Genomic DNA, 26,769 nt, shown 5'->3' with positions numbered 1-26,769 from the left:
TATAAAACCTGCTTTTTATTCTCAGTAACGATGAAAGGTGTCATGTAGTTAACAACTATCTGCGGCAACAAGACGCATCAAATAAAAACAAAAAATTTTTCGAGAAATTTCGATTAAGCAAGCTCTTGAAATCGCGATAACCTTCTCCCGAGACCGATAAAAGGTCTAAACGTAATATCTCAAAAACGTTTAAATTGGGCAAGGTATGAAACACAAATCCGGGTCGGGGTTTTGCAAGCGGTTAGCAATTTTCCCTGCTCTCCTTCTCTCAGGTTGCGGCGGCCAGATGGATCTTCTCGATCCAAAGGGCAGTATCGGACTGGCTGAGAAAAATCTTATTCTGACGTCCACGTACGCCATGTTGATCGTGGTCGTGCCGGTTATTTTCCTCACGCTTTTATTCGCGTGGAAATATAGGCAGTCGAATACATCGGCTGAGTATTTGCCGAAGTGGGCGCACTCCACAAAAATCGAGATCGTGGTGTGGCTTGTGCCTGCCATGATTATTCTTTATCTCGGTATTCTGACCTATAAAAGCACGCACGCGCTCGATCCGTATAAGCCCATTCAGTCGGACGTCAAGCCGATCAATGTCGAAGTTGTCGCGCTCGACTGGAAATGGCTCTTTATCTACCCGGATCTTGGTATTGCCACGGTCAACCAGATCCAGTTTCCCGTCGGCACGCCAGTGAGTTTCAAGATCACGTCGGATTCGGTGATGAATTCGTTTTTCATCCCGCAATTGGGTGGCCAGATCTACGCAATGGCGGGCATGCAAACCAAGCTGCACCTGATTGCCGACCACGCCGGGGACTATGCCGGGTTGTCCGCGAACTTTAGCGGTCAAGGTTTTTCGGACATGAAATTCCGCGCTATTGCGACCACGCCCGAAGAGTTCGCGGCCTGGGTGAAGAAGGTGAAAGCGTCGCCGAGCCAGCTTGACGGCATGAATTACGCGGCCGTTGCCTCGCCGACCGAAAAGCATCCGGTCCAGTACTTCTCGAAGGTCGACGCGAATCTGTTCCAGACCATCGTCGCGAAATACAACAACGGGCATGCTCGCAACATACCCGACCCCATCTGCCGTACGAAGGGATAAGCCATGTTTGGAAATTTGTTGGGAAAACTAACGCTGGCGGACATACCGTTCGACCAGCCCATCATCATGGGCGCGGCAGCGTTCATGGCGCTCATTGTGGTGGCCGTGGTCTTCGGGCTGACGTGGTTCAGGAAGTGGGGCTATTTGTGGAGTGAATGGCTGACATCGGTCGATCACAAGAAGATCGGCGTCATGTACATCGTCGTAGCGGTGCTCATGCTGCTGCGTGGCTTTGTCGATGCCCTGATGATGCGCACTCAACTCGCGCTCGCGTATAACGGGCCAGGATTCCTGCCGCCCGAGCACTACAACCAGATCTTCACCGCGCACGGCGTCATCATGATTTTCTTCATGGCGATGGCCTTCATGATCGGCCTGATGAACATTGTCGTGCCGCTGCAAATCGGCGCGCGCGACGTCGCATTTCCGTTCATCAACTCGCTTAGTTTCTGGATGACCGCGGTCGCAGCGATTCTGATCAACATCTCGCTAGTGATCGGGGATTTTGCACAAACCGGCTGGCTTGCTTATCCGCCGTTGTCGGAATTGCAGTTCAGTCCAGGAGTGGGTGTTGATTACTATTTGTGGAGCTTGCAGCTTTCCGGCATAGGGACGTTGCTCACCGCCGTCAACTTCTTCGTCACGATTGTGAAGATGCGCGCGCCCGGCATGACGTACATGAAGATGCCGGTGTTCACGTGGACGTCGCTGTGCTCGAACGTGCTGATTCTCGCCACGTTCCCGATCCTCACTGCAACGCTTGCATTGCTCGCGCTCGACCGTTATCTGGGCATGCATTTCTTCACGAACGACGCGGGCGGCAACGCCATGCTATATCTGAATTTGATCTGGGCGTGGGGGCATCCGGAGGTGTATATCCTCGTGCTGCCGGCGTTCGGCATCTATTCAGAAGTTGTCGCCACCTTTGCCAAGAAGCCACTGTTCGGCTACAAGACGATGGTCTACGCGACCTGCTCGATCATGGTGCTGTCGTTGCTCGTCTGGCTGCATCACTTCTTCACCATGGGTTCCGGCGCGAACGTGAATGCGTTCTTCGGGATCATGACCATGGTCATTGCCATACCGACCGGCGTGAAGATCTTCAACTGGCTGTTTACTATATATAAGGGACGGCTGGAATTTTCATCGCCTGTGCTGTGGACAATCGGATTCATGGTCACGTTCACAGTTGGCGGCATGACGGGTGTTCTGCTTGCTGTGCCGGGCGCGGACTTCGTGCTGCATAACAGCTTGTTCCTGATCGCTCACTTCCATAACGCGATTATCGGCGGCGTGGTGTTCGGGTATCTTGCCGGTTTCACTTACTGGTTCCCGAAGGCGTTCGGTTTCAAGCTGAACGAAACGCTCGGCAAGTGCGCTTTCTGGTGCTGGTTCGTGGGTTTCTGGACTGCTTTCATGCCCCTGTACGTGCTCGGCTTCATGGGTGCGACGCGCCGCATGAATCATTACGACACGCCGGGCTGGCAGCCGTATATGGTCGTTGCGCTGATCGGCGCCCTGATTATCCTCGTAGGCGTGTTGTTCCAGGTTGCTCAGGTCGTTGTCAGTGTGGTGAAGCGCAATTCGCCTGCGTACAAGGACGTTACGGGCGATCCGTGGAACGGCCGCACGCTTGAATGGGCAACCAGCTCGCCGCCGCCGGTTTATAACTTTGCGGTCTTGCCGGTGGTGCACGATCTCGACGCCTTCGCTCACATGAAGGAACGAGGCCGCACGCGCCATGCGCGCGAGGATTATCGAGATATCCACATGCCGCGCAACACCAGCGCTGGCCTGGTCATCGCCTTGTTCAGCCTGGCGGTTGGTTTCGCGCTGGTCTGGCATATCTGGTGGCTCGCCATGGCCGGATTGCTGGGCGTGATCGTCACGCTGATCATGCGCAGCTATGACAACGACATCGACTACTTCATTCCGGCTGCGACCGTTGCCGGAATGGACGGCTCGCCGGTGCAAACACGCACCCGCGACCTGCAGGAGGCACTGTAATGCTGACTAAAATCATTCCGCACGGTATGCCGGAATCCCACGACGACCACGGTTCATCGAATACGGTGCTTGGGTTCTGGGTGTACCTGATGACCGATTGCATCATCTTCGCGTCATTGTTCGCCGTGTTCGCCGTCATGGGGAACCAGTTCGCGGCGGGTCCTTCAGGCAAGGAGGTGTTCGAACTACCCGGCGTCATGCTGGAAACCGCTATCCTGCTGTTCAGCAGCATTACGTTCGGCTTCGGGATGCTGGCCGCGTATAAAGGCAAGTCGACCGCGCTGCTCGCGTGGCTCGGCGTCACGTTCCTGCTGGGCGCGGCTTTTATCGGGCTGGAGATCCATGAGTTTCAACTGCTGATCCAGCAAGGATACGGTCCGGGAACCAGCGCGTTCTTGTCGGCGTTCTTCACCCTGGTGGGAACGCACGGCCTGCACGTCACGGCTGGCCTGATCTGGATGGCAGTGCTTGCCGTGCAGGTTATTGGCAATAAGAAAGTCACTCAACGCGATCTGACGCGCCTCGCGTGCCTCAGCCTCTTCTGGCACTTCCTGGACATCGTCTGGATCTGCGTCTTTACCTTTGTTTATCTGACGAGCGTCGTATAAATGGCACACGCACATTCAATCGATACCGGCGCGGGCCACGGCAGCGTGCGCTCGTATGTCATTGGCTTTGTCCTCTCCGTCGTGCTGACGGCCGCAGCGTTCGGGCTGGTCATGCAACAGTCGCTTGGGCAAACCGACACGATCATCGCGATTGCGGTGCTCGCATTCATCCAGGTCCTCGTGCACCTCGTGTTCTTCCTGCACATGAACACGTCGTCATCGCAGCGCTGGAACGTCGTCGCATTCGGATTCACCATGCTGGTGGCGGTGATTGTGATTGGCGGGACGTTGTGGGTGATGCATAACGTCGGCCACCACATGATGTCGCGCTAAGCCTCAAGCGCTTTTAACTGTATCAGGGCGGCGCCCGGAGGAAACTCCGGGCGCCGTTCCTTTTGATACAAAAGCAAGGAGCAAGGCGTCCAGTGCAGGCAAAAAAAAGCCCGCCGTCTTGCGACGGCGGGCATTGCCATTTTCTCTGGCGAGCGCTTACGCGTATTCGTGCAGCGCCGAGCGCATCTTCTTCATTGCGCTGGCTTCGATCTGCCGAATCCGCTCAGCCGATACACCAAATTCGTCGGCGAGTTCATGCAGCGTCTTGCCGCCCGAGCCGTCGTCGTCCACTTCGAGCCAGCGCGCCTGAACAATTCGGCGGCTGCGTTCATCGAGCGATTCGAGCGCGGTGGACAATCCTTCGCTTTGCAGCCTGTCGAACTGACGCGATGCCAGCACGTTGGTCGGCTCGTTATGCGAATCCGCCAGATAAGCAATCGGCGCGTACGACTCTTCGCCGTCGTCAATCTGGCCTTCCAGCGCAATATCGCCGCCGGAAAGACGCGTTTCCATCTCCGAGACTTCCTCGCGCTTCACATTCAGTTCTTTCGCAAGGCTATCGACTTCACCCGGCGTGAACGCATTGTGTCCAGTCTTATGGCTGCGCAGGTTGAAGAACAGCTTGCGCTGCGCCTTCGTGGTCGCAACCTTCACCGTGCGCCAGTTGCGCAGGATGTATTCGTGAATCTCGGCCTTGATCCAGTGCATGGCGTACGAAACCAGCCGCACGTTTTGCTGCGGGTCGAAACGCTTCACAGCCTTCATCAGGCCAATATTGCCTTCCTGAATCAGGTCGGCGTGCGGCAGGCCGTAGCCCAGATAGTTACGGGCAATTGAAACGACCAGGCGCAAGTGCGACAGCACGAGCTGGCGAGCGGCGTCGAGGTTGTCGTTCTCGCGAAATTCAGTGGCGTACTGACGTTCTTCCGACGGCGTAAGCATCGGAATCCGGTTGACAGCCGAAATGTAGGCGTCGATGTTGCCGATCTGACCAGTCAACATGGACGACTGCGCAAACGTCAGCGCACCTGCCGAAGCGGCCTTGGCCGACGCCGAGTGTCCAGTATTCGGAAGGGTTATCGCATTGGTCACGCTTGTCTGCTCCTTATCAACAAAAAACCCGATGAAAACCGGGTCCAGCCATGATATTAGCACTCTGCTATTTCGAGTGCTAAAGATTAGAGGGCCGATATGTGCGGGAGTTCCCTAAAAGCTATTAGAACTTGTACTCCAATAGGTAGTAAGTGCTTTCCCGAACCAATTCCTTGGATTTCGCGAAGAGAAACGAGTTCCTTGTCAATTTTACCGAAAGAAACCTGCAAGTCTGCGCACGATTTACTTCTCAAATCCCTTTTCGATGAAACTTAATTCCGTCTTTCCAACAATCCGCAGAACTGTTCTGAGCTTTTTTTTAAGACCGTCTCTAAAATGGCGGCGTGCCGTTCCCTGCGGCGAGTGTGTTCGAGAAACCAGCTCCGGAGTAGTTCATGCAAAAGAACAAAAGTGTTTGGCAAAAACGCTCTTTTTACGGCGCAATCCTGGGAGCCCTCGCTCTTGTATCGGCGAGCGCCAAGGCTGACCAGTTCGGCGTGCAAGTTGCCGGCGGTGTCGCTGACCACGATGTCCGCAAGGCGGACGTCGGCGTTGTCTGGGACCCGAACTGGACATGGTGGGAAATTGGCGGGTTCCATTTCACCGTGGTTGGCGAGGCGCACGTGGCCTACTGGGACATTCGCGAGAGCAACGCGTCGCATCCGAATATCTGGGAGTTCGGGTTGACGCCGGTATTCCGTTTCATCAAGAGTTCGGGCTGGTTCCGGCCATACGTGGAGGCGGGCGTTGGCGTGCGGTTGTTATCGCATGTGCGTGAAACGGAGGACCGCACGTTCTCGTCGTCCTTTCAGTTTGCCGATATGGTGGGCGTCGGGGCGCAGTTCGGCGCGCATCAGAACTATCAGGCAGGCTTCCGGTTTCAGCATTTATCCAACGCCGGTATCGAACACCCGAATCCTGGTATAAATTTCAGCCAGATATATTTGCAGTACAACTTCTGACGAGGACCGCATCAGCCGGTTCCTCAAAGCGCAAGAGGAACCGACCCATGCCGGCACAATCCACGGATAAGCCCATCGACGCAATACGCGAACTCGAGCGCGGCCGTTTTCGCGCGATGGTCGACGGCGACGGCGAGGTGCTCGACGCGCTGCTGGCGGACAACGCGAGCTATGTCCACACCAACGGCAAGCGCGAGTCGAAGCGGCAGTTTATCGATGCCATCACGGCGGGACGCCGGCGTTACAGGCAAATCGAGATTCAGTCGCAAGACTTGATGCCGGGCGGCCGTGACACGTGGATTGTGCATGGGCGCGCGTTGATCGAGATGGAGTCGAAAAACGGCGCGCTGTTGTTTCCGATTGCGTACACGGCCGTTCATCTTCATGTCGATGGCAACTACAGGTTGCTCGCGATGCAGGCGACGCGCGTGGCGCTGGATTAGCGCCGGTTTGATACTCGCCGGGTTGAGTATCGCGGGCCGGTGGCAAAAAATGCAGCGTCTTGTGGACGTTGTTCGCCGTGCCGGTCCTGAGTGTCGCCTGCTGTGCCTTTCTTCAAGTCGATCAAGCCGCAACGGCTTCGTTTTCCACTGCCTTGCGTCCGGCCCAGCGCGCGCGATTTACCGCGCTGATGATTGCATCGCTTACCGCCTGCACCGCGTTTGCATGCACGGCCACGCCAAAACGCGCGACGTGATCGCCGATCCTGCAACCGACAAACACAGCCGTTTCTCCCTTCGCGGTGAGCGCCGTTTCGAACGAGGTTACATCGATCGGGCAGCCCGCTATCTCGGCAAATGCCGCGCCGACGGCCTGCGCATGGGCCTCGTCCGCCGTTTTCGAAACGGGAAGCGCCACATGACGGCCGTTGAAGTGGACTGCGGACGCATCGGCGCGTGACGCCGGCCCTTTCGTGTCCAGGTATTCCCGCTTGAAGAGCGTGCAAATGGCGTCGCCGGACACTTCTTCGCCGGATGAATCGGCGACTTTCTGGACAGCGTGACTGAACTCGATCTGCACCCGCCGCGGCGGCGTGAAGCCCAGGCCGCGTTCAATGAGATACGTCGCTCCGCCTTTGCCCGACTGGCTATTCACGCGGATCACGGCGTCATAGCTGCGGCCGAGATCGGCGGGATCGATGGGGAGATACGGCACATCCCACACCGTACCCGCTTCACGCTGCGCAAAACCCTTGCGGATCGCATCCTGATGTGAACCCGAGAACGCGGTAAACACGAGATCCCCGGCATACGGATGACGCGGATGCACGGCGATCTGATTACAGCGTTCCACGACGCGCCGCACGCCATCGATATCCGAGAAATCCAGGCCCGGATCAATACCTTGCGTGTACAAATTCATGGCGAGCGTCACGAGATCCACGTTGCCGGTACGCTCGCCGTTGCCGAAAAGGCAGCCTTCCACGCGATCCGCGCCCGCGAGGATCGCGAGTTCCGCCGCGGCGACCGCCGTGCCGCGATCGTTATGCGGATGCACCGAAAGCACGATGCTGTCGCGAAACCCCATGTTGCGGTCCATCCATTCGACCTGATCGGCGAACACGTTGGGCATGGCGGCTTCGACCGTGGCGGGCAAATTCACGATCATCTTGTGAGCGGGCGTCGGACGCCACATTTGCGCAACCGAGTCACAGACTTCGCGGGAAAACGAAAGCTCCGTCATGCTGAACGTTTCCGGCGAATACTGGTACGTCCAGTGCGTCGCGGGGCGCGCGGCGGCGCATTCCTTGATGATTCGCGTGCCTTCCACCGCCAGCGCCTTGGTTTGTTCCTTCGTCATCCCGAACACGATCTTCCTGAACGACGGCGAAATTGCGTTGTAAAGATGCACGATCACTCGCGCCGCGCCTTCCACAGCTTCGAACGTCCTCTCGATGAGATCCCGGCGCGATTGCACGAGCACTTCAATGGTGACATCGGCGGGAATGCGGTTTTCCGTGATGAGCTTGCGCACGAAGTCGAAATCCGTCTGCGATGCCGACGGAAAGCCCACTTCGATTTCCTTGAAACCCACCGCCACGAGCATCTCGAAGAATTCGAGCTTGGCGTCGATGCTCATCGGGTCGATCAGCGCCTGATTGCCGTCGCGAAGATCGGTGCTCATCCAGATGGGCGCGCGTTCAATCGTGCGGTTCGGCCACTGGCGTCCTTTGAGCGTGACTTGGGGAAAAGGGCGGTATTTCTCGTAAGGGTTGCGCATCATCATCGTGGGCCTCGGCTAAACGCGTTGTAAGCGTGAAAGCGCAATCGTTGCGAGGCGGGCGCGCTGCCGGCGGCTTGCCAGCAACAGTCCGATGTGCGCTGCGCGAGTTCGCATTTTTCCTGGGCGTGGATGACGCCGGTGACAAACGTGAACGATGCAAATGCAGCGTGCATGTGTTCCTCGCGATTTCGTGGCCGTGGATGAACGGACGAAACCAGACGACTACGGGTGATAAAAAAAGGGGAGCTACGGAACTGCAGGAGGGACCGCGCATTGGGAATGCGCGGCGCCACGTTTAGCGACTTACGCTAGACGTAGCGATAGGGGCCGCGCTAGGCGACCCTGAGTAATTCGAAGGGAGGGGAACTGGGCAAAGCTCATGTCCGCACATTAGCTGACGGCGCGCGCATTTGTCAACCTTGGGTGGGTTTCGGCTGACAAATTTATCGCCTGACGATATCCGCGATCAGTTCTGCCTGACGCGCTAGCGCGGCGGGAATTGGCGCCTCGCCGCGCAGCACGGTTTCGATCCAGCGCGCGGTTGTGGCGGCATCGAGCGATTCGGGCAGCGGCACCGCAGGCGCTTCCGGCGAAGAGCGTTCCGGCGACATCAGCGTTTGCGCATGACCATCGTGGAACCAGTCGACCTGCACCTGGCGGCGTGTATCGGCGACGGCTTCGCCCTCCGTGCCACGGGCGAGCAGGGCGCCGCCGGCAGCCGCATCGGGATGTTCCGTAAAAAGTCCTGTCAGGCTTTCCCGATATTCCGGGTGCGTGTAGTTCACGAGCCGCAAACCCGGCTGCGCGAACGGCTGCAGAATCTTGACAAGCGTATGCGTTGAATTGCGCACGCCCATGATCCGGCGGATCGCCAGGAGGCGGCCCAACTTCGGCGCGAGCACGGTTATCGGGGCGAACGCGAGGCGGCGCGAAGCGAGGTTGTCTTCGATTTCATCATGTGAAGTCGACGCTTCCACGCCTAGTTCCGCGAAAATCGCAGCACTGGTCACGCGGCCTGGATCGTCGGTCACGCCATGCACGAGCACCGGCACGCCTTCTCGCGCGAGCAGCAGCGCCAGCAGCGGCGTCAAGTTGGGTTGCTTGCGCGCGCCGTTATAACTTGGGATGGAAACCGGGCGCGCGTTGTCGCGGCCATTCTGGATGTGCAGCGGCTCGAACGAGCGGTGGGCGGCAGCGAGCATCGCGGCAAGTTCGGCCGCCGTCTCTCCCTTCACGCGATACGCAAGCAATACCGCGCCGAGTTCGAGATCGGAGACGCGGTTGTCGAGCATCGCTTCGTAGAGGGCGTACGTGTCCTCGCGGGTCAGCGCGCGCGCGCCGTTGGGCCCACGGCCGATTTCCTTGATAAAACGGGCGCAGGGGAAGGCAGCGGAGTCGGTCATCGAATAGTCCGGGCAGCCGTCTCGCACAAGTGTCTTCATCTCCACTCGGGTTGTGCATGTCGGCCGCTTCAATTGTGAAATGCGGGAAGCACATTCAGTACCGCATTTGAGGCGGCCTTGCAAGCGAAGGCGGCGCGATCGCCTCGCCGCCCAGGCCATTCGGCCGAATCGCGGCTGCACACCGTGCACGTTAAACTTGAGTCCTGGGTAGATAGCCAGATCAAACAGGAGAAAGCGCAATGAGTCATGTTTTTGCCGCGGCGCCCGTGGTTGCGGTGCCTGTAGCCGGTTCCAGCGACACATTCCCCGTTCGCCGGATTTATTGTGTCGGCCGGAATTACGAGGCGCACGCGCGCGAGATGGGCCACGATCCGGATCGTGAGCCGCCATTCTTTTTTGCCAAGCCCGCGGACGCCGTGTTGTATGTCGCTCCCGGTGCAACGGGCGAGTTTCCGTATCCATCGCAATCAAAGAACGTTCACTTCGAGATGGAACTCGTCGCGGCCATAGGCAAACAGGGCAAGGACATTCCCGCCGATCAAGCGCTCGACCACGTCTACGGTTACGCGCTTGGTCTCGACATGACCCGCCGCGACCTGCAAGCCGAAGCCAAGAAACTCGGCCGTCCATGGGATACAGCGAAAGGCTTTGACCATTCCGCTCCGCTCGGTCCAATTCATCCGGTGAAGGAAGTCGGGCATCTGGAGAAAAGCGCGATCTGGCTCACCGTCAATGGCGAGGAAAAGCAGCGTTCGGATATCTCGCAACTGATCTGGTCGGTGGGCGAGACGATTGCATATTTGTCGACGTTGTTCGAACTGTTCCCCGGCGACCTGATTTTCACGGGCACGCCGGAGGGCGTCGGCGCGATCCAGAAGGGTGATTTGATGAAGGGCGGCGTTGACGGAATCGGCGAATTCTCCGTGCGCGTGGTCTGAGCATAAAAATGGAGGAGACAGATGAAGCTGTATAGCTATTTTCGAAGCTCGGCCGCGTTTCGCGTGCGCATTGCGCTGAATCTCAAAGGGCTCGATTACGACTATGCGCCGGTTCATCTGCTGCGCGACGGCGGCGAGCAACTGAAGCCCGAGTATCGTGAACTGAATCCGGACGGCATCGTGCCGACGCTCGTGGACGGCGCGGACGTGCTCACGCAGTCGATTGCGATCATCGAATATCTGGAGGAAGCGCATCCGGAGCCGGCGCTGTTGCCGGGGACCGCACTGGATCGAGCGTTCATTCGTTCGGTCGCGCTGCAGGTGGCGTGCGAGATTCATCCCATCGACAACCTGCGTGTGCTCAAGTATCTGAAGCACACGCTGAAGGTTGGCGAGCAGGCCAAGGACGCGTGGTATCGGCATTGGCTGGAAACGGGGTTCAGTTCGCTTGAGAAGCGCCTGGCGAACGATCCGCGCGTGGGCGCGCTGTGTTTTGGCAATACGCCCACACTCGCCGATCTTTGCCTCGTGCCGCAAGTATTCAACGCGCGGCGTTTCAATATCGATATGAGCCGGTATTCGACAATCGAGCGTATTGCCGATCACGCCGGGCAAATCGATGCGTTCGCGCGCGCCGCGCCCGGGCAGCAACCGGACGCCGAATGACGACAGCAGTTTTTTTATCCGGCGCCGGGCTTGGCGCAAGTTTGATTATCGCGATTGGCGCCCAGAACGCATTTGTATTGCGGCAGGGTTTGAAGCGCAGGCACCTGGGCCTGGTCGTCACGATTTGCGCGCTGATCGATGTGTTGCTGATCGGGTTGGGCATTGGCGGAATGGGCGCGCTGATTGCACGTGCGCCCGTATTGCTAGACGTGATTCGCTGGGCCGGCGCGGTGTTTTTGTTTCTGTACGGCGTGCGGGCGTTTCATGCGGCGTGGAAGGGGCCGGGGCATTTGCAGGCCGAGAACGGCGAGTCCCAGACGGCTTTGAAAGCGGCATCGACCGTGCTGGCTTTGTCGCTGCTCAATCCGCACGTTTATCTGGATACCGTGGTCTTGCTAGGCGGCATTGGCGCGCGATACGGCTGGCCGGGGAACGCCTGGTTCGCGGCAGGAGCCATGTGTTCGTCGATTATCTGGTTTACCGCGCTTGGATTCGGTGCGCGATTGCTGCGGCCGCTGTTCGAGCAGGATGTCTCGTGGCGCGTGCTCGACGTGATCGTGGGCGTGGTGATGTGGTGGATTGCAGGGGCGTTGATCCTGTCCCGGTGAGTGGGCTTTGCGGCAGGCGTCGTGAAACGCCTGCGGCGTCCGGCCTTAATTTCCCAGCAGTGCATCCGCGAATTCGTCGGCGCTGAACGGCTGAAGGTCTTCCACCTTCTCGCCCACGCCAATGAAATAAACCGGAATCGGACGCTGGCGCGCAATCGCTGCAAGAATGCCGCCCTTCGCCGTGCCATCGAGTTTCGTCACGATCAAACCGGTCAGCCCGAGTGCGTCGTCGAAGGCCTTCACTTGCGCGAGCGCGTTCTGACCTGTGTTTGCATCGATTACCAGCAAGACCTCATGCGGCGCGTCCGGCTGCGCCTTGGCAATCACGCGCTTCACCTTGCGCAGCTCTTCCATCAGGTGAAGCTGCGTGGGCAGACGGCCGGCGGTATCGGCCATCATGACGTCGATTTTTCGCGCCCGCGCTGCGCCGACGGCATCGAAGATCACCGCGGCGGCATCGCCACTTTCCTGCGACAGAACCGTGACGTTGTTCCGCTCGCCCCACACGCGCAGCTGCTCGCGCGCGGCGGCCCGGAACGTGTCGCCGGCGGCCAGCAGCACGGACTGGTCGAAGCTCTGCAAATGCTTGGCCAATTTGCCGATGCTCGTGGTTTTCCCAGCGCCGTTCACGCCGGCGATCATCATCACGAGCGGTTGAGCGCGGCCGAGCATCAGCGATTTCTCGAGCGGCCGCAGCAAATCCGCGAGGAGCGAACGAAGCGCGGCCTTGACCTGCATGGAGTCGACAAGACGCTCGGTGCGGACTTTTTCGCGCAGCGCTTCAAGCAGATATTCGGTCGCGTCCATGCCCGCGTCGGACATAAGCAATGCTGTTTCGAGCTCTTCGTAGAGATCGTCATCGATCTTCGCGCCGACGAAAATGCCCGTCAGTCCCGAACTCGTCTTCGACAACCCCGTTTTCAGCCGGGTCAGCCACGAACGTTTCGCGGTTTCCTCCGGCTCAGGCGGCGGCACGATGACGGCAGTTTCCTGCGGCGCGGTCCATTGAGACGCGGTACGCCCTTGCCAGTAGGGTTTGGGTTCTGCGCTCGCAGAGCCGTTCGCCGAGTCGCCAGGCGAGTCAATGACCGGCTGAGCCGGCGTAACGGGTGTTGTTGCGTGTTCCAGCGGGGCCTTGACGTCCGCGGCGGGCGCGGCCGGACGCTCCGTCTCCACCGGCTGTGCCGGCGTAACCGGCGTGGTCGCATGCCGGAGTTCTTCTTCGGCTTCGGAATCAACGTCGACGGTGTCTTCGGCCTGATTTTCCTCGGGCGCGTCGGTCGATTTGCCTACTAATCGTTTGAAAAAGCTGAACATGGTCTGCAATGGTGGAAGTGGCGTTTCATCTGTGGCGTTGCAACCGCGTTTTTGACTCGAACGCCCGAAAAAACGCGAGACGATGTGGCCGCCGCGCCGCGAAAACCGCCGAGAGCAGCGGGAAGAACCGGGCGAAAGCGCGAAAACGGGAAAGACGCGTATTTTATCAGCCGGCATCCATTGTAGTGGCTGCGTGGCGGCGGACGCTGGCGTGCGCGGCGATGGCGCTGTGGTAACGTGCGCCCATCAGAGAACGCGATTCATGCTCGCGCTCGCTCTTATTACCGGCCCATGCTCGGCTGAACCGCCTGCCCACTTACGTACGTCCATGTCCCGCTCTTCCATTACCCGATCGCTCACGCGAGATCCCGAACGCAGCCGTGAAAAAACGCGCGATCCCGCGCTGGCAGACCGAGCGTCCAAAGTGCGTGAAGCGCCGCTGTCGCGTGGTGGCAAGGCGCATTCCATCCGTATTATTGGCGGCGACTGGAAGCGCACTCCGCTGCCCGTGCTGAGCCTCGATGGTTTGCGCCCGACCCCGGATCGCGTACGCGAGACCCTTTTCAACTGGCTCGGCCAGTCGCTCGATGGCCGCCGATGCCTCGACCTCTTCGCCGGCAGCGGCGCGCTCGGATTCGAGGCCGCGTCACGTGGCGCCGTGCGCGTATTGATGGTGGAGCGCAGCGGCCGCGCGGTTGCGCAGTTGAAGGCCAACCAGACGCGCCTGGCCGCCAAAAACATCGAAGTCATGGAAGCCGACGCGCTGCGGCTCGCGGCAAACCTGCCGCCGAAGTCCTTCGATGTCGTTTTCCTCGATCCTCCTTTCGGCGACACCGCCATGCTCCAGCGCGCGCTCGAGCTCGCCGTGCCGCTGGTATCGGTGAATGGCGTGCTTTACGTGGAATCGGGCGAACCCGTCGATCCTGCGCAAATCCCCGCATTGACGGGATGGGCAATTACCCGCGAAGGCAAAGCCGGCGCGGTCCGCTATCATTTGCTGCAGCGCGAAAATGAGGAATAATGCGCCTTCCAAAACGCCGGCCGAGGGTAGGGGAACATGGGATATCGGCGGAGTTGCCGAATCAGCATGACCCTGAACGCTAACGACAGGCTACCGTTAGAAGCCCTGTCAAATAGTCTCTAAAGCGCCAGAAAAGTATCAGAAGAGGAGATGCCCATGGTTACAGCCGTTTATCCGGGAACGTTCGATCCGCTCACGCGCGGTCACGAAGACCTTGTGCGACGCGCATCGAGTATTTTCGATACGCTGGTGGTTGGCGTCGCCGATAGCCGCAACAAGAAGCCGTTTTTCAGCCTGCAGGAACGGCTGGACATTGCCGACGAAGTATTGGGGCACTATCCAAACGTGAAAGTGATGAGTTTCAAGGGCCTGCTGAAGGATTTCGTGCGCAAGAACAACGCGCGCGTGATCGTGCGGGGTCTGCGCGCTGTCTCCGACTTCGAATATGAATTCCAGATGGCCGGCATGAACCGGTATCTGTTGCCCGACGTCGAGACCATGTTCATGACGCCCTCGGACCAGTACCAGTTCATTTCGGGCACGATCGTGCGCGAGATCGCGCAGCTTGGCGGCGATGTCAGCAAGTTTGTATTTCCTTCGGTGGAAAAACGCCTGCAGGACAAGGTCGGTCCGATCGCGCCCGATCCCGCAGTGCCGTGAGCGCTTTTTGAGCTCAAGAACTCGCTACGTCCGTTCGTTTAGAACGCGCGCGATTGAAACAGGCTGAAGCGCCGGACTGACGAAGTAAGGCACGGACCGTTCCCAGCGGAACACTACGCGCAAACGGATTTCCGGTTTTCAGGACGTTTTGATTGACTCAGGACGTCTGTCCGGATGTTTCCTTCTATCGCTTATGCAATGTCAGCGATTCTTTCTTTTATATGGCGTAGAGACCCGATCCGGCGGACGTCTTCCCTCGCAATGTCCTTCTGTTTATCGTTGCGCTTCTGCGATGGCGCGAATGGATCATGTCCGCGGTAGAACCCTCGGCAAACAGAATTGCGTAGGCTTTTGCTGACACGCGTGGGATGCAATCCTTGTCTTGACGACCGGATCCACTTTGCACAATGCCGCCCCTTATGTTCGGTCAGGATGTATCCTCATAGTGAAGCGCAATCAGGCTGGTACATCGTATTTTGATAGATCATGCAGCACTCTAAAACGGCATTGACACAGCCGTCGGCCCTTCGAATTGAAGGCGAATAATTCGCCGGGTGACATTTAGATGATCAGAAAAAAATTACGGTACTTTAAGGCTATCAGTTCAATACTCGCTGTCCCTTCCAGTGCAGAGCTAAGCCGATCCCAATTCGAAGCATTCTCGCGCCAGATTCCGCTGTTATATGGTCTACTGATTATCAATACCGTGGCGGTTGCTTACACGCATTTCAGAGTTGCGCCAAATTGGTTGTCCATCTACGCGCCCTTCGCGCTGTGTTCCGTGTGCGGGGCGCGGGTCATACTCTGGCTACGAGCACGCAAGATCGAACTATCCGACGTGGCGATCACCAAAAGATTGCGGAGCACGCTCCAGCTTGTGGTCCTGCTCGGAGCGGTCTTCACCGCCTGGGGTCTTTTGCTTTACCCTTTCGGCGACGCATATGCTAAATGCCATGTCGCATTCTATATATCGATCACTGTCATTGGATGCATCTTTTGCTTGATGCATATGCGCACTGCAGCGCTGTCAATGACGTTTATTGTTCTTACACCCTTCGTGGTGTTCTTTCTCGCAAGCCAGAATGCCGTGCTTATCGCGATTGCGATCAACATGATGCTCGTTGCGGCTGTCATGGTTGTGGTTCTTTTAATCTACTACCGGGATTTTGCCGATTTAATCGAATCGCAGCGGAGCCTCTTAATCAAACATGCGGAAACCGAGCGCCTCAGTGCAGAAAATTTTCAACTCGCCAATCTCGATACCCTGACGAGATTACCCAATCGGCGCCGCTTCTTTTCCGACCTCGACGAACTGCTTTTGACTGCTCGGGAAGCTAAACAGGGTGCTGCTCTCGGCGTTGTCGACTTGAACGGGTTCAAAGCAATAAATGACCTTTACGGGCATCATTTCGGCGACCGATTGCTTGAAGAAGTAGGGCGCCGCCTGGCAATTCTTTCGTCACCGTGCATGAGCGCCGCAAGGGTCGGCGGCGATGAATTCGGGTTGCTGTTCCGGGGCGACGTCAGCGAGGCCAGGCTGCTCGAACTGAGCGATGCCATATGCGCGCTGCTTGAACGTCCCTATGAACTGGCGGAGGGCACGGCGCGTTTGTCTGCGTCATTGGGAATTGCGGTGTTCCCTGACGCAGGCACCACCGCGGTGGAGCTTTCCGAAAGGGCCGATTATGCGTTGCTCTTCGTGAAAGATCGCCGTCGTGGCGGCGTGGCGATTTTTTCCAGCGAGCACGAAACGCAGATCAAGCGACACGCCGAAATAGAGCAAGCCCTGAAGCGGCCGGATTTTGGGCACGAGGTTTCCGTGTTCTTTCAGCCGATTTTCGACGTTTCTTCCAGGCGCATTGTGGCGTTTGAAGCGCTGGCGCGCTGGGACAGTCCGACGCTTGGCGCCATATCGCCCGCAGACTTTTTTGTGGTCGCCGAGCGGACCGATCTCATTTACCCGCTGACTGACGTCTTGCTGCGCAAGGCGCTCGAGGCCGCGGCGACATGGCCATCTCAGGTGGGAATTTCGTTTAATCTTTCCGCTCGCGACGTAAGTTCTGCAGAGGCAGTCGACCGCGTGATTCGCACGGCTCTCGCAAGCGGAGTGGCTCCAAACCGGATCAACTTCGAAGTCACTGAAACTGCGCTTATCCAGAACGTTTCCTGCGCGCAGGAAACACTCGGTGCGCTGAAAAAACTCGGGGTGCAAGTTTCCCTTGATGACTTTGGTACCGGCTATTCAAGTCTGAGTTATGTCCATCGACTTCCGATCGATAAACTCAAGGTCGATCGCAGCTTCGTGGCGGATATTGCTGGCGATCCGGTAGCACGCGCAGTTGTGAAAAGCATTGTCGACCTCTGCAAGAATCTCGGCCTTGCATGCATCATAGAAGGCGTTGAAACGGCATCGCAGGCCAACGTGCTCAGAGGACTGGGCTGTACGCTCATGCAAGGGTATTTCTTTGGCAGACCCATCGCGGGAGCGGACGTGCTGGACGCCATCGCGACGAACGGCTTTCCATCGGAAACGTTATTACCCAATTAACCGTTCCAGCCAGCTTTCGATCTCGCCGTCCGAACAGCCGTTGCTTCTCCATCCAATATAGCCGTCCGGTCTGGCAATCCATACTGTGCCGCCGTTTGCGCCATATGTCGCGGCAAACTCTCCCGACGAGTCCGTCACCGTGGTCACGGACTCGAAATCGGACACCTCGCAGCCCGGCGCTATGACAAGCAACGCTGATACAGCATTGGGCAATGCCGTCGACAGCGCGCGATAACCGTCGGCGAAAGCTTCATATTGTTCAGCCTTGTCGATATAGCCTATGAGCGTGTGCTTGCCCCGGCCGAGGAATTCGTGCAGCCGCCTTGGGTGACCGACGAACCGTTGTGTCAGGGCGCACACGTCGGGCAACCGGTCGCCCGGCGCGGGGAATGCAGGATCGGCGTCAGTACAGAGATCGGTGACAACTGGGCTGCCCCGATAGGAAATCAGCAACTGGGTCTCGCGCATCGCCGGATTTGCTGCCTGCCGCGCGAGCACTGAATTGAGCGCGGCGCTCGTTGACTTGACTACATCGACGCCAACGGGATGTCGTTCTGCGTGGTAACTGTCGAGCAATGCAGGACGCGCGAGGCCCTTCGCTACGTGGGCCAGTTTCCAGGCGAGGTTGTGTGCGTCCTGCAGGCCCGTGTTCATACCCTGGCCGCCTACGGGCGGATGAATATGCGCGGCGTCGCCGGCAATGAACACGCGGCCGTGCCCGTATGCGGACGCGATTCTATGACTCACCCGATAAACCGACGACCATCGCATTGACGATAGCCGAGTGCCTTCCGGCAAAGACGGCAACAGCAGGTTGCACATTGTCTCGAAGTCTGGATTGTCAGCGCCCGCGAGCGATGACGCAGGTTCATCGGGCACGATCATGGAAAGCCGGTAGCGCTTCACGGAGCCGCGAATGGGCACAGCCGCGACGCTCCCTTTCGCCCGAGCCGGATCAGTCCATTCGAACCGGTACATGGGGCCACGCTTGTATGGCCAGTCCACGTCAACATCGGCGAGTGCAAAGGTCTGCGGATATTGCTCCCCCTCAAAACTGGAGCCGATTCCCGAGCGGACCCTGCTGTGCGCTCCATCGCAGCCAACCAGCCATTTGCAACGCACGGTGAGCGCCGCGCCCTGCGGACCCGTCAGAAGTGCTTCGACCGCATCGCCATTGTCGGTAAAGCTATTCAGCGTGTAGCCGTAATTAACTTGACCGCCATGCTCGGCGAGCGCAGCTTCGAGCAGCCGCTCCGTCTCGTACTGCGCAAGCGAAAGCGAGCCATAGGGCAGACCTTCGCCCGGTACGCGCATGGAGCGCGCGGGCACCATTGCGCCGTCGACCCACGTTTCGACGCCGGTAAGCCATATGCCTGCCTCGATTGCACGATCAACGATCCCGATGTCATCGAAAATCTCAAGCGTGCGTGCTGTAACGCCGAGCGCCTTACAGAAAAAGCCTCTGTCCGGCATCTTGTCGATCACGCTCACCGCGACTCCGTCGCGCTGCAATTCGGTACTCAGCAGCAAGCCGACCGGCCCCGCACCAATGACAAGTACGTCCACGTCGTCCATATCTTGCTCCTGACAGGTCATTGCGCACCCTGCAAGACGGGCGCGCATAAACAAGAATCTGCGAGCTGGCACAACAAGATACTAGTGCTTGGCGCACGGTAATTCCATTCGCAGCAGGCGAAGACTCACTACGGATCAAGCGTATTAGCTGGCCGACGAAGCAGCGCTGCGGATAAAAGCCCGAAAAAGCTATAATGTATTGTTTTTTCTAGCAAAGTTGCGGCAGCATGGCCCTGTTTATTACCGACGAGTGCATCAATTGCGACGTGTGCGAGCCTGAGTGCCCGAACGACGCCATATCGATGGGTGTCGACATCTACGTGATCGACCCGAACAAGTGCACCGAATGCGTCGGACACTTCGACGAACCGCAATGCCAGCAAGTGTGTCCCGTCGAGTGCATCCCGCGCGACCCGGCGCATGACGAAAATCCCATCCAGTTGATGGCGAAATATCACGCGTTGATGAAGGCGAAGGGCGCGTGAACTAGCGCCCGGCGTGGTTACAGCACCGCGCGCAACGCGGCCAGGAGCGCGTCGGATTCGGCGTCGGTGCCAACGGTGATTCGCAGATGCTGATCGATGCGCGGCAGCTTGAAATGCCGCACAAAAATTTCCTTTTCCTTCAAGCTTGCGGCGAGCGCTGAGGCGTCTCGTGCCGGGTGGCGCGTGAACACGAAATTCGCCGCCGATGGCACGACATCGAATCCCAAAGCCTTTAATTCCCCCGATAACCGCTCGCGGCTTGCGATCACCTTCGCGCAGGTACTGCGAAAATGCGCGTCGTCCTCGAAGGCCGCGATGGCCGCGACTTGCGCGAGCCGGTCCAGCGGATACGAGTTGAAACTGTCCTTCACCCGCGTGAGCGCCTCGATCAGCGCTTCATGACCAAGTGCATATCCCACGCGCATGCCGGCCAGCGAACGCGCCTTCGACAACGTCTGAACGACCAGCAGATTCGGATATTCGTCGACTAGAGCTGCTGCGGATTGCGCGCCGAAATCCACATACGCTTCATCGATCACGACAACCGAATCCGGATTGGCCGCGAGCAGGACCCTAATCTCATCGAGCGGCACAGCGCGGCCCGTAGGTGCGTTTGGATTCGGCAACAACACGCCGCCATTGGGCGCACGATAATCATCGACATCGATGCCGAAATCCGCGTTCAGCGGCACAGCGTCGAACGCGACGCCATACAACTGCGCGTACACCGGGTAAAAGCTGTAGGTGATGTCGGGGAAGCGGATCGGCGCGTCATGCTTGAGCAGCGCCTGGAACGTATGCGCTAGGACTTCATCGGAGCCGTTGCCAACGAACACCTGTTCCGCGCGCAACCCGTGATGCCGGGCAATGGTCTCGCGCAAGGCGCGCGCGGTTGGATCGGGATATTTGCGCAGCGAATCACCGTCGTTCCCGAGTTCGCGATGAATGGCATCCATAACGCGCGGCGACGGCGGATACGGATTTTCGTTCGTGTTGAGCTTCACGGGACGCGCAAGCGCGGGTTGTTCACCCGGCACATACGGCGTCAGCTTGCCAACAATGTCGCTCCAGAAACGGCTCACGTTTCGCTCCTTGCTGTGCAATGGTGTTCAGCCAGCGCGATGCAGATTCATCATCGCGCGCTCCATCTCGTTGTTGATCGCAAACGGCATGACCGCGAGCGCCCGTTCAATCGATGCATCGATCACGTCCTGTTCTTCGCGGCGCGGCGGTTTCAGCACGAAGTTGGCGACGTCGGGTTTCGCACCGGCGCGCGAAGCTTCGGGAATCAGATCGCGCGGATGCCCGATGCCAATGCGCAACCGCCAATATTGCTGCGACGAAAGATGCGCGGAAATATCCTTCAAGCCGTTATGGCCGCCGCTGCCGCCGCCAAGCTTCAGCTTGACGGTACCCGGCGACAAATCGAGTTCATCGTGCGCGACGAGAATCTCGTCCGGCAGGATCTTGAAGAATTGTGCGACGGCCACGACCGATTGCCCCGATCGATTCATGAACGTCTGCGGCTCGAGCAGATGAATTTCGTTGCCGTTGAGCCGGCCGCGCCCGTAATGGCCGTGAAACCGGCGTTCGTCGCGCAACGAGGCGCCTGCGTCGCGCGCCAGTTGATCGACAAACCAGAAGCCGGCGTTGTGACGCGTCGCGGTGTATTCGGCGCCCGGATTGCCGAGCCCGACGATCAGTTTGATCATGTTCAGTCGCGGTGGTGCATGTGCTCGCAATTGCACAGCAAGCCAGCAACCACGCTAGAAAAAGGCTAAAAAAAACCCGCCGGAGCAGAGCAACGGCGGGTCGCTTTGTCCACTCCTGAGAGTGGACTCAAGCGTACAGGCTTAGGCGTACTTATGCAGCCGGCTTGTCGCCTTCGCTTGCAGCAGCATCGCCCGAAGCAGCTTCGTCGGACACAACGGCAGCCGGAATGGTCGCCGAAGCGATAACCGGGTTTTCTGCGTCGAGGTGAGCGACCAGCGCCACGCCCTTCGGCAAGACGATGTCCTTCACGTGCAACGCCTGACCCGCTTCAATCTTGGCCAGATCGAGTTCGACGAATTCCGGCAGGTCAGCCGGCAGACATTCGATTTCGATTTCGTTTAGCACGTGCGTGATGACCGCACCAGCCGTCTTCACGGCCGGGTTCGTTTCCTGATTCAGGAAGTGAACCGGAACCTTGGTGTGCAGCTTCTTCGATGAATCGACACGTTGGAAGTCAACGTGCAGGACCATTTGCTTGAACGGATGGTATTGCACGTCGCGCAGCAGGACTTGTTGCGTCTTGCCGGCCACTTCCAGTTCGAGAATCGACGAATGGAAAACTTCTTTCTTCAGCGCGTGCCAAAGGGCGTTGTGATCGAGTTCAACAGCCAGAGCTTCAGCGTTTGCGCCATATACGATACCCGGCGTCTTGCCCGAGTTACGCAGGCGGCGGCTCGCACCCGTACCTTGCAGATTGCGCTCAAAAGCGACTACTTTCATGATTCAACTCCATAATCTGCCCGCGACCAGGCAGTGAAAACGGGGCTGTCCGCGAAAGCGTCCAGCCCCAGAGCAGCGATTCAGGCCTTCGTTCGCCGGAACCGATTACGCGATATTGCGAAGCTATTCGCCCCGCTCAACCGCAAATACTTTCAACCTTCAGCGAACAGCGACATGACCGAGTCGCCGCGCCTGATCCGCGAGAACGTTTCGGCCAGCAATCCCGCGCTCGACAGGACACGCACCTTCGAGCACCCGCGCGCTTCGTCCGAGAGGGGAATGGTGTCGGTCACCACGAGTTCATCAAGCTCCGACGCCGAGATCCGCTCACCCGCGCCGCCCGACAATACCGGGTGCGTGGCATACGCGAACACTTTCGTCGCGCCGCGTTGCTTCAAAACCTGTGCTGCCTTGCAGAGCGTGCCGGCTGTGTCGACCATGTCGTCCATGATCACGCACGTGCGGCCTTCCACTTCACCGATGATGTTCATCACTTCAGCGACGTTCGCCTTCGGGCGACGCTTGTCGATGATCGCGAGATCGGTGTTGAGTTGCTTGGCCAGCGCCCGTGCGCGAATCACGCCGCCCACGTCAGGCGACACAACCAGCAGGTTTTCGTGATTTTGCTTGCGCAGATCGCCGAGCAGAACAGGCGTTGCGTAAATATTGTCGACCGGAATGTCGAAAAAACCCTGGATCTGGTCGGCGTGGAGGTCCATGGTAATGACACGATCCACACCTGCAATTTCCAGCATGTTCGCTACGACTTTCGCCGAGATGGCGACGCGAGCTGAACGTGGACGGCGATCCTGGCGGGCATAACCAAAGTACGGGATGGCGGCGGTGATCCGGCCAGCGGATGCGCGCTTGAGCGCATCGACCATGATCATGAGTTCCATCAGCGTGTCGTTGGTCGGCGCGCAAGTGGACTGCAGCACGAACACGTCCTTGCCACGCACGTTTTCCTGGATCTCGACCATGATTTCGCCGTCGGAGAAGCGGCTGACCATTGCCTTGCCAAGCGGGATTCCAAGGATCTTGACGACTTCCTGTGCAAGCGCGGGATTCGCGTTGCCAGTGAATACCATCAGGCCGTCACTGCTCATCGTGCACCTGTTTCTTGGCTGGGGCGAGAGGAAAAACGCGAGAAATTAATGGCAGGGGAAGAAGGATTCGAACCTTCGCATGCTGGAATCAAAATCCAGTGCCTTAACCAACTTGGCGACTCCCCTACACTAACTTTGAGTTCTGCCGGGTAGTGTAGGACAAACCCGTCAAAACAAAACTTTACGACGCGAAAGCAAAGAGAGGATGCGAATCCAGGCTTTCGGTCACAGTGCTTTTCCAGCTTGCCGGGAGTTTGGCTTGCGCCATCTCAGCTTCGGCTTTACTACGAAAAGCGGCAAACACGCTCGCTCCAGATCCGGTCATTCGCGCAGGTGCAAGGTTCGAAAACCACTCCAGCACCTGAGCTACTTCCGCGTACTTCTCAACCACAACCGCCTGCATGTCATTTCGGCCGAAAGCGTCAGGCCAATCTGTGTCAGAACTATGTTGTGCAAGGAAGTCCGTTATTGTGAGGACTTTTGAGTCCCTTGTCAACGCTTTCTCTGAAAAAATCGCGGCAGTTGGGACATGCACCGCAGGACTCACCACCAGAAAGAAACGCTTTGGCAGATCGACTACTTGCAGCGCTTCGCCCACGCCTTCCGCAAAAGCATTGCGTCCGAAGATGAAAAACGGCACGTCCGCACCGAGTTTCAACGCCAGGTCCTGCAACGCTTGCCGCGGCAAGTTCACGCCCCATAAGCGATTCAATGCCAGCAGCGTAGTCGCGGCGTCAGAACTGCCACCGCCGAGACCCGCGCCCATAGGCAGTATTTTATCAATTTCTATGTTTACGCCAAGGGGGGTGCCGGTTGCCGACTGCAGCAGGCGCGCGGCGCGAACGACAAGATCGTCGGTTTCCCGCACGCCCGGGACGTCGGTCTTGCGGGCAATCACGCCATCGTCACGGCGGGTGAAGTGCAGCAGGTCGCCCCAGTCAAGCAACTGGAATACTGTCTGGAGCGCGTGATAGCCATCCGGCCGACGCCCCGTTATGTGCAGGAAAAGATTGAGCTTCGCCGGCGCGAGGCAATTGCGCAGCGACGCGTCGGCCAGCGGACGCAATGAGCCCGGTTGTGTGGAAGACATGCTTGTAGGTGCAAAAACGTTACTGGTCGAGAACGAGCTTGATATCGAGCGGCGGCTCTTCGCGCGACAGGTTCACGCGTTTCACGCCGGTTGCGGGTGCGTCGGCGTAGGCCAGGTAGTCGACTGTCCAGCCGTCCTGCTTGATTTGCTTCAGGCGATCATTTTGCGACGATGAATCCATGGTCGTGCGCGCCCGGAACGTAGGCGCCGGCGACGGTTGCAGCCAGTAGCGCAAACCTTCCACCGGTAACGCGAAGCCCAGGGTATTGCGCATCAGGTCAGAAACGTTGTCCGCCGTTTGCGGTTCGCGATTCGGCAATTCCAGCGTGGCCGAAGAGGGCGAAGACGTCACGATAGCCATGGTCTGCCCAAGCGGATTGCGCAATTGCAGCGTGACGGTGTCACCTGTTTCCTGCCAGTCGAAGTTTCCGTACGCATTACGTTGTTGACCGTTCTGGTCGTCGTACTGGACCGCAAAACGACCGTGATATGCGCGGCTGGTCTGCGCGGTGATCGCCGTTGCCGCATTCGATGTAGTCGGAACCCGCGGCTTGACCGCGCAACCGGAGAGAACCACGGCACCCGCCGCCATCAACGCCAGGGCGCCGCGCCGGGCGCGCTGGCCATTCAGGACATTCATTGCATTCAATTTCAAAGGTCGTTCACCTGGAATCGTTTGAGCGTTTTGACGAGCGTGTCGTTGCCCGGTTCAAGCTTTTGCGCCTGACGCCACGTGCTGCGCGCCTGATCCTGCTGCCCAGATTTCCACTGCACTTCACCAAGATGGGCGCCGATTTCGGCATTTGGCTGCAGATCGTAGGCTTTCTTCAGGATGCTCGCTGCTTCGGCGTCATTGCCCTGCCGGTACTTCGCCCAGCCCAGGCTGTCCATGATGAACGCATCGTTCGGCGCCAGCGACACGGCTTTTTCAATCAGCTTCACTGCTTCGTCGAGCCGCTGGTTGCGATCGACAAGCGAATAGCCGAGCGCGTTGTACGCCTGCGGATTGTCGGGCTGCGTCCTCATCAACTTGCGAAGCTGCGTTTCCATGACGTCGTAATGGCCGTTTTTTTCCGCAGCCATTGCGTAGTCATAGGTGAGATCGGGGTCGTCGGGGAAAGCCGCCGTGGCCTTCGACAAAGCCGCTTCCGCCTCCGGATAACGTTGCGCCTGAAACAGCAGCGAGGCGTCGGTGCGCGCGAGCAAAGCGAGGTCGCGCGGGTCGGACGTCTGCAGGCTGCCAAGCAACTGACGCGCTTCGTCGACCTTGCCGTGGTTTGCAAGGATCTGCGCGCGCGTGACTTGCGCCGGCAAATACTGCTGGCTTGAACGGGTGATCTTGTCGAGCCACTGGTTCGCGGCGGCGTCGTCTTTTTGATCGAGCGCCAATTGCGCGAGATAGATGTACGCCTGACCCGGATCGGCGCCCGGCGTGCCTTCGGCCGCCTTGGCGTATTGGGTCAGGTAATCCTTCGCCTTGTCCGGCTGCTTCTTCTGGATGTTGATCAACGCGAGCGCCATCAACGGCGTCAGATCCTTCGCGTCGTTCTTGCGCATGATTTCGAACTGCTTCTGGGCGTCATCGAGCCGATCCGCCGATAAATACAGTTGCGCGAGCGCGAGCCGCGCGTCATGCGATTTCGGATTCTTGTCGAGATAATTTTCGAACGAAGCGATGCCTTCGTTTCGCTCATTCGGACCCATGCGCGCGAGCGTCAACGCGGCGGGCAAGTAGTCGGGCTTGAGTTGCAGCGCCTTTTCAAGCGATGCCTTCGCGCCCGGCTGGTCGTCGGCGGCGATTTGCTGACGGGCAAGCGCCAGTTGCGTCTCCGGCCGGTCCATGTCGTTCTTGACCAAATCCTTCAACACGTTCAGCCCGCCTACGCGATTCGGCCCGCGCGAGAGCAGGATCTGCAGCGAGATGATCGCGTCGCCGCGTTGCTCGGCGGGAATCTTCGCGAGTTCGCTGGTAAGGATTGGCTCGGCGTCGTCGGGCTTGCCGGACAGGATCAGCAGCGACGCGCTCAACTGCGCCGCGCGCTCCGAATTCGGCGAGAACTGCTGCCAAAGCTGAACGGATGTCAGCGCGTCGTTGGGACTTTGTGCGGCGATTGCAATCTCGGTCGCGCGCTGCGCGAAACGCGGATCATGAGTGTCGCGGGCGAGCGCCAGATAGGTCTGATACGCCGGCGCGGCCTGGTTACGCTGCAACGCGACTTCGGCCGCGAGCACCTGGAACACGATCTGGCTGGACGTTGCAATATTAGGCAGGTCCTGTGTTTCCTTGCCCGTGGGCGGCGCGGTGATCAGGTCGGCCGCGCTGATCGACGACTGGTCGTCATCCGGAGTGGGAAGTTGCGCGGGACTTTGCGCATGGGCAGGGGCAAGCGCGAACACGGTGACGGCGAGCGCAACGGCTGCCGCCAGCCTGTTCGGGGAGACCGGCTTACCGCGTGCCGCAATCGTTTCAGCCGCTGCTGCACGCTGCTTCGAAAACAACTTAACGAAGGACAAGTTCATGGAAATCCGATCAAT

The 26,769-nt window shown here is 58.7% G+C and carries 25 protein-coding genes and 1 tRNA gene; 13 read left to right on the top strand and 13 right to left on the bottom strand.

Features of this window, described 5'->3' with window-relative positions:
• The first annotated feature begins 205 nt into the window (after positions 1-205).
• Genes cyoA through cyoD form a run of 4 tightly spaced genes read left to right on the top strand, consistent with a single transcriptional unit; the run spans position 206 to position 4,047 of the window.
• Positions 206-1,099, top strand: coding sequence for a ubiquinol oxidase subunit II (gene cyoA / locus AWB64_RS03840; RefSeq protein ID WP_060817310.1), 894 nt, complete (start codon positions 206-208; stop codon positions 1,097-1,099).
• Positions 1,100-1,114: 15 nt separating this feature from the next.
• Positions 1,115-3,106, top strand: a complete 1,992-nt coding sequence (cyoB, locus tag AWB64_RS03835) for a cytochrome o ubiquinol oxidase subunit I (RefSeq protein WP_060817746.1) — start codon at positions 1,115-1,117, stop codon at positions 3,104-3,106.
• Positions 3,106-3,714, top strand: coding sequence for a cytochrome o ubiquinol oxidase subunit III (gene cyoC / locus AWB64_RS03830; protein ID WP_060817309.1), 609 nt, complete (start codon positions 3,106-3,108; stop codon positions 3,712-3,714). Before cyoB ends, cyoC begins: the two co-directional genes overlap by 1 nt.
• Complete coding sequence (gene cyoD / locus AWB64_RS03825) at positions 3,715-4,047, top strand: cytochrome o ubiquinol oxidase subunit IV (RefSeq protein ID WP_060817308.1); 333 nt, start codon at positions 3,715-3,717, stop codon at positions 4,045-4,047. It abuts the gene before it with no gap.
• Between the two features lie 156 nt (positions 4,048-4,203).
• Here the strand turns inward: cyoD and rpoH are convergent, their stop codons facing one another.
• On the bottom strand, positions 4,204-5,139 hold the full coding sequence (gene rpoH, locus AWB64_RS03820; protein WP_060817307.1) for an RNA polymerase sigma factor RpoH: 936 nt from the start codon (positions 5,137-5,139) through the stop codon (positions 4,204-4,206).
• Positions 5,140-5,534: 395 nt separating this feature from the next.
• Between rpoH and AWB64_RS03815 the strand changes: the two genes are divergently transcribed.
• Positions 5,535-6,101, top strand: coding sequence for an acyloxyacyl hydrolase (locus tag AWB64_RS03815; protein ID WP_060817306.1), 567 nt, complete (start codon positions 5,535-5,537; stop codon positions 6,099-6,101).
• 47 nt (positions 6,102-6,148) lie between these two features.
• Entirely contained in the window at positions 6,149-6,544 is a 396-nt protein-coding gene (locus tag AWB64_RS03810; protein ID WP_060817305.1) for a nuclear transport factor 2 family protein, read from the top strand.
• A gap of 121 nt (positions 6,545-6,665) precedes the next feature.
• On the opposite strand, the gene leuA is transcribed toward AWB64_RS03810, so the two are convergent.
• Both leuA and ybiB read right to left on the bottom strand, forming a co-directional pair.
• On the bottom strand, positions 6,666-8,324 hold the full coding sequence (gene leuA / locus AWB64_RS03805) for a 2-isopropylmalate synthase (protein ID WP_060817745.1): 1,659 nt from the start codon (positions 8,322-8,324) through the stop codon (positions 6,666-6,668).
• A 443-nt stretch (positions 8,325-8,767) separates the two neighbouring features.
• Positions 8,768-9,727, bottom strand: a complete 960-nt coding sequence (gene ybiB / locus AWB64_RS03800) for a DNA-binding protein YbiB (RefSeq protein WP_060817744.1) — start codon at positions 9,725-9,727, stop codon at positions 8,768-8,770.
• A gap of 239 nt (positions 9,728-9,966) precedes the next feature.
• Here ybiB and AWB64_RS03795 point away from each other — a divergent pair, with 239 nt between their 5' ends.
• From AWB64_RS03795 to AWB64_RS03785, 3 genes are read left to right on the top strand one after another with little or no spacing between them, the layout of a single operon-like run.
• Complete coding sequence (locus AWB64_RS03795; protein ID WP_060817304.1) at positions 9,967-10,665, top strand: fumarylacetoacetate hydrolase family protein; 699 nt, start codon at positions 9,967-9,969, stop codon at positions 10,663-10,665.
• A 21-nt stretch (positions 10,666-10,686) separates the two neighbouring features.
• A complete protein-coding gene (gene maiA, locus AWB64_RS03790) occupies positions 10,687-11,331 on the top strand; it encodes a maleylacetoacetate isomerase (protein WP_060817303.1) in 645 nt (214 codons plus the stop codon).
• Positions 11,328-11,939: a LysE/ArgO family amino acid transporter gene (locus AWB64_RS03785; protein ID WP_060817302.1), complete on the top strand. Its 612-nt coding sequence runs from the start codon at positions 11,328-11,330 to the stop codon at positions 11,937-11,939. Before maiA ends, AWB64_RS03785 begins: the two co-directional genes overlap by 4 nt.
• Positions 11,940-11,984: 45 nt before the next feature.
• Here the strand turns inward: AWB64_RS03785 and ftsY are convergent, their stop codons facing one another.
• Positions 11,985-13,256, bottom strand: a complete 1,272-nt coding sequence (ftsY, locus tag AWB64_RS03780) for a signal recognition particle-docking protein FtsY (protein WP_060817301.1) — start codon at positions 13,254-13,256, stop codon at positions 11,985-11,987.
• A 328-nt stretch (positions 13,257-13,584) separates the two neighbouring features.
• Between ftsY and rsmD the strand changes: the two genes are divergently transcribed.
• From rsmD to AWB64_RS03765, 3 genes are all read left to right on the top strand, one after another.
• On the top strand, positions 13,585-14,277 hold the full coding sequence (gene rsmD, locus AWB64_RS03775) for a 16S rRNA (guanine(966)-N(2))-methyltransferase RsmD (RefSeq protein ID WP_082850376.1): 693 nt from the start codon (positions 13,585-13,587) through the stop codon (positions 14,275-14,277).
• 156 nt (positions 14,278-14,433) lie between these two features.
• Complete coding sequence (gene coaD / locus AWB64_RS03770) at positions 14,434-14,937, top strand: pantetheine-phosphate adenylyltransferase (protein ID WP_060817300.1); 504 nt, start codon at positions 14,434-14,436, stop codon at positions 14,935-14,937.
• Positions 14,938-15,502: 565 nt separating this feature from the next.
• A complete protein-coding gene (locus AWB64_RS03765) occupies positions 15,503-17,485 on the top strand; it encodes a putative bifunctional diguanylate cyclase/phosphodiesterase (protein ID WP_060817299.1) in 1,983 nt (660 codons plus the stop codon).
• On the opposite strand, the gene AWB64_RS03760 is transcribed toward AWB64_RS03765, so the two are convergent.
• On the bottom strand, positions 17,474-19,060 hold the full coding sequence (locus AWB64_RS03760; protein ID WP_060817298.1) for an FAD-dependent monooxygenase: 1,587 nt from the start codon (positions 19,058-19,060) through the stop codon (positions 17,474-17,476). The genes AWB64_RS03765 and AWB64_RS03760 overlap by 12 nt on opposite strands.
• Positions 19,061-19,287: 227 nt before the next feature.
• Here AWB64_RS03760 and AWB64_RS03755 point away from each other — a divergent pair, with 227 nt between their 5' ends.
• The gene (locus AWB64_RS03755) at positions 19,288-19,545 is read left to right on the top strand and encodes a YfhL family 4Fe-4S dicluster ferredoxin (RefSeq protein WP_060817297.1); all 258 of its coding nucleotides are present in this window, start codon (positions 19,288-19,290) and stop codon (positions 19,543-19,545) included.
• 17 nt (positions 19,546-19,562) lie between these two features.
• Here the strand turns inward: AWB64_RS03755 and hisC are convergent, their stop codons facing one another.
• The 8 genes from hisC to AWB64_RS03715 all read right to left on the bottom strand — a co-directional run bounded on the left by hisC (position 19,563) and on the right by AWB64_RS03715 (position 26,754).
• Complete coding sequence (gene hisC / locus AWB64_RS03750; RefSeq protein WP_060817296.1) at positions 19,563-20,627, bottom strand: histidinol-phosphate transaminase; 1,065 nt, start codon at positions 20,625-20,627, stop codon at positions 19,563-19,565.
• A gap of 27 nt (positions 20,628-20,654) precedes the next feature.
• Positions 20,655-21,257, bottom strand: a complete 603-nt coding sequence (gene pth, locus AWB64_RS03745) for an aminoacyl-tRNA hydrolase (RefSeq protein WP_060817295.1) — start codon at positions 21,255-21,257, stop codon at positions 20,655-20,657.
• Between the two features lie 151 nt (positions 21,258-21,408).
• Positions 21,409-22,038 (bottom strand): 50S ribosomal protein L25/general stress protein Ctc, encoded by a 630-nt coding sequence (locus AWB64_RS03740; protein WP_060817294.1) that lies wholly within the window; start codon positions 22,036-22,038, stop codon positions 21,409-21,411.
• A gap of 152 nt (positions 22,039-22,190) precedes the next feature.
• The gene (locus tag AWB64_RS03735) at positions 22,191-23,144 is read right to left on the bottom strand and encodes a ribose-phosphate pyrophosphokinase (protein WP_060817293.1); all 954 of its coding nucleotides are present in this window, start codon (positions 23,142-23,144) and stop codon (positions 22,191-22,193) included.
• 49 nt (positions 23,145-23,193) lie between these two features.
• Positions 23,194-23,270 (bottom strand) — tRNA-Gln (locus AWB64_RS03730).
• A gap of 55 nt (positions 23,271-23,325) precedes the next feature.
• Positions 23,326-24,234, bottom strand: a complete 909-nt coding sequence (gene ispE / locus AWB64_RS03725) for a 4-(cytidine 5'-diphospho)-2-C-methyl-D-erythritol kinase (RefSeq protein WP_060817292.1) — start codon at positions 24,232-24,234, stop codon at positions 23,326-23,328.
• 19 nt (positions 24,235-24,253) lie between these two features.
• Positions 24,254-24,874: a lipoprotein insertase outer membrane protein LolB gene (gene lolB / locus AWB64_RS03720; RefSeq protein WP_060817291.1), complete on the bottom strand. Its 621-nt coding sequence runs from the start codon at positions 24,872-24,874 to the stop codon at positions 24,254-24,256.
• Positions 24,875-24,885: 11 nt separating this feature from the next.
• On the bottom strand, positions 24,886-26,754 hold the full coding sequence (locus tag AWB64_RS03715) for a tetratricopeptide repeat protein (protein ID WP_060817290.1): 1,869 nt from the start codon (positions 26,752-26,754) through the stop codon (positions 24,886-24,888).
• Positions 26,755-26,769: the final 15 nt, after the last annotated feature.

The organism is Caballeronia sordidicola (assembly GCF_001544455.2).
In the GTDB taxonomy this organism is placed as follows: domain Bacteria; phylum Pseudomonadota; class Gammaproteobacteria; order Burkholderiales; family Burkholderiaceae; genus Caballeronia; species Caballeronia sordidicola.
This window is presented reverse-complemented; position numbering and strand designations above follow the sequence as displayed.

What these genes read in the sequence shown, in the direction of transcription:
- cyoA (WP_060817310.1), top strand. Translation starts at nt 206, where the DNA reads ATGAAACACAAATCCGGGTCGGGGTTTTGCAAGCGGTTAGCAATTTTC.
- ispE (WP_060817292.1), bottom strand. Translation starts at nt 24,234, where the DNA reads ATGTCTTCCACACAACCGGGCTCATTGCGTCCGCTGGCCGACGCGTCG.
- pth (WP_060817295.1), bottom strand. Translation starts at nt 21,257, where the DNA reads ATGATCAAACTGATCGTCGGGCTCGGCAATCCGGGCGCCGAATACACC.
- leuA (WP_060817745.1), bottom strand. Translation starts at nt 8,324, where the DNA reads ATGATGCGCAACCCTTACGAGAAATACCGCCCTTTTCCCCAAGTCACG.
- AWB64_RS03810 (WP_060817305.1), top strand. Translation starts at nt 6,149, where the DNA reads ATGCCGGCACAATCCACGGATAAGCCCATCGACGCAATACGCGAACTC.
- ftsY (WP_060817301.1), bottom strand. Translation starts at nt 13,256, where the DNA reads ATGTTCAGCTTTTTCAAACGATTAGTAGGCAAATCGACCGACGCGCCC.
- AWB64_RS03735 (WP_060817293.1), bottom strand. Translation starts at nt 23,144, where the DNA reads ATGAGCAGTGACGGCCTGATGGTATTCACTGGCAACGCGAATCCCGCG.
- ybiB (WP_060817744.1), bottom strand. Translation starts at nt 9,727, where the DNA reads ATGACCGACTCCGCTGCCTTCCCCTGCGCCCGTTTTATCAAGGAAATC.
- AWB64_RS03755 (WP_060817297.1), top strand. Translation starts at nt 19,288, where the DNA reads ATGGCCCTGTTTATTACCGACGAGTGCATCAATTGCGACGTGTGCGAG.
- cyoC (WP_060817309.1), top strand. Translation starts at nt 3,106, where the DNA reads ATGCTGACTAAAATCATTCCGCACGGTATGCCGGAATCCCACGACGAC.
- AWB64_RS03815 (WP_060817306.1), top strand. Translation starts at nt 5,535, where the DNA reads ATGCAAAAGAACAAAAGTGTTTGGCAAAAACGCTCTTTTTACGGCGCA.
- coaD (WP_060817300.1), top strand. Translation starts at nt 14,434, where the DNA reads ATGGTTACAGCCGTTTATCCGGGAACGTTCGATCCGCTCACGCGCGGT.
- AWB64_RS03785 (WP_060817302.1), top strand. Translation starts at nt 11,328, where the DNA reads ATGACGACAGCAGTTTTTTTATCCGGCGCCGGGCTTGGCGCAAGTTTG.
- AWB64_RS03740 (WP_060817294.1), bottom strand. Translation starts at nt 22,038, where the DNA reads ATGAAAGTAGTCGCTTTTGAGCGCAATCTGCAAGGTACGGGTGCGAGC.
- AWB64_RS03715 (WP_060817290.1), bottom strand. Translation starts at nt 26,754, where the DNA reads ATGAACTTGTCCTTCGTTAAGTTGTTTTCGAAGCAGCGTGCAGCAGCG.
- AWB64_RS03765 (WP_060817299.1), top strand. Translation starts at nt 15,503, where the DNA reads ATGATCAGAAAAAAATTACGGTACTTTAAGGCTATCAGTTCAATACTC.
- cyoD (WP_060817308.1), top strand. Translation starts at nt 3,715, where the DNA reads ATGGCACACGCACATTCAATCGATACCGGCGCGGGCCACGGCAGCGTG.
- AWB64_RS03760 (WP_060817298.1), bottom strand. Translation starts at nt 19,060, where the DNA reads ATGGACGACGTGGACGTACTTGTCATTGGTGCGGGGCCGGTCGGCTTG.
- lolB (WP_060817291.1), bottom strand. Translation starts at nt 24,874, where the DNA reads ATGAATGTCCTGAATGGCCAGCGCGCCCGGCGCGGCGCCCTGGCGTTG.
- rsmD (WP_082850376.1), top strand. Translation starts at nt 13,585, where the DNA reads ATGTCCCGCTCTTCCATTACCCGATCGCTCACGCGAGATCCCGAACGC.
- AWB64_RS03795 (WP_060817304.1), top strand. Translation starts at nt 9,967, where the DNA reads ATGAGTCATGTTTTTGCCGCGGCGCCCGTGGTTGCGGTGCCTGTAGCC.
- maiA (WP_060817303.1), top strand. Translation starts at nt 10,687, where the DNA reads ATGAAGCTGTATAGCTATTTTCGAAGCTCGGCCGCGTTTCGCGTGCGC.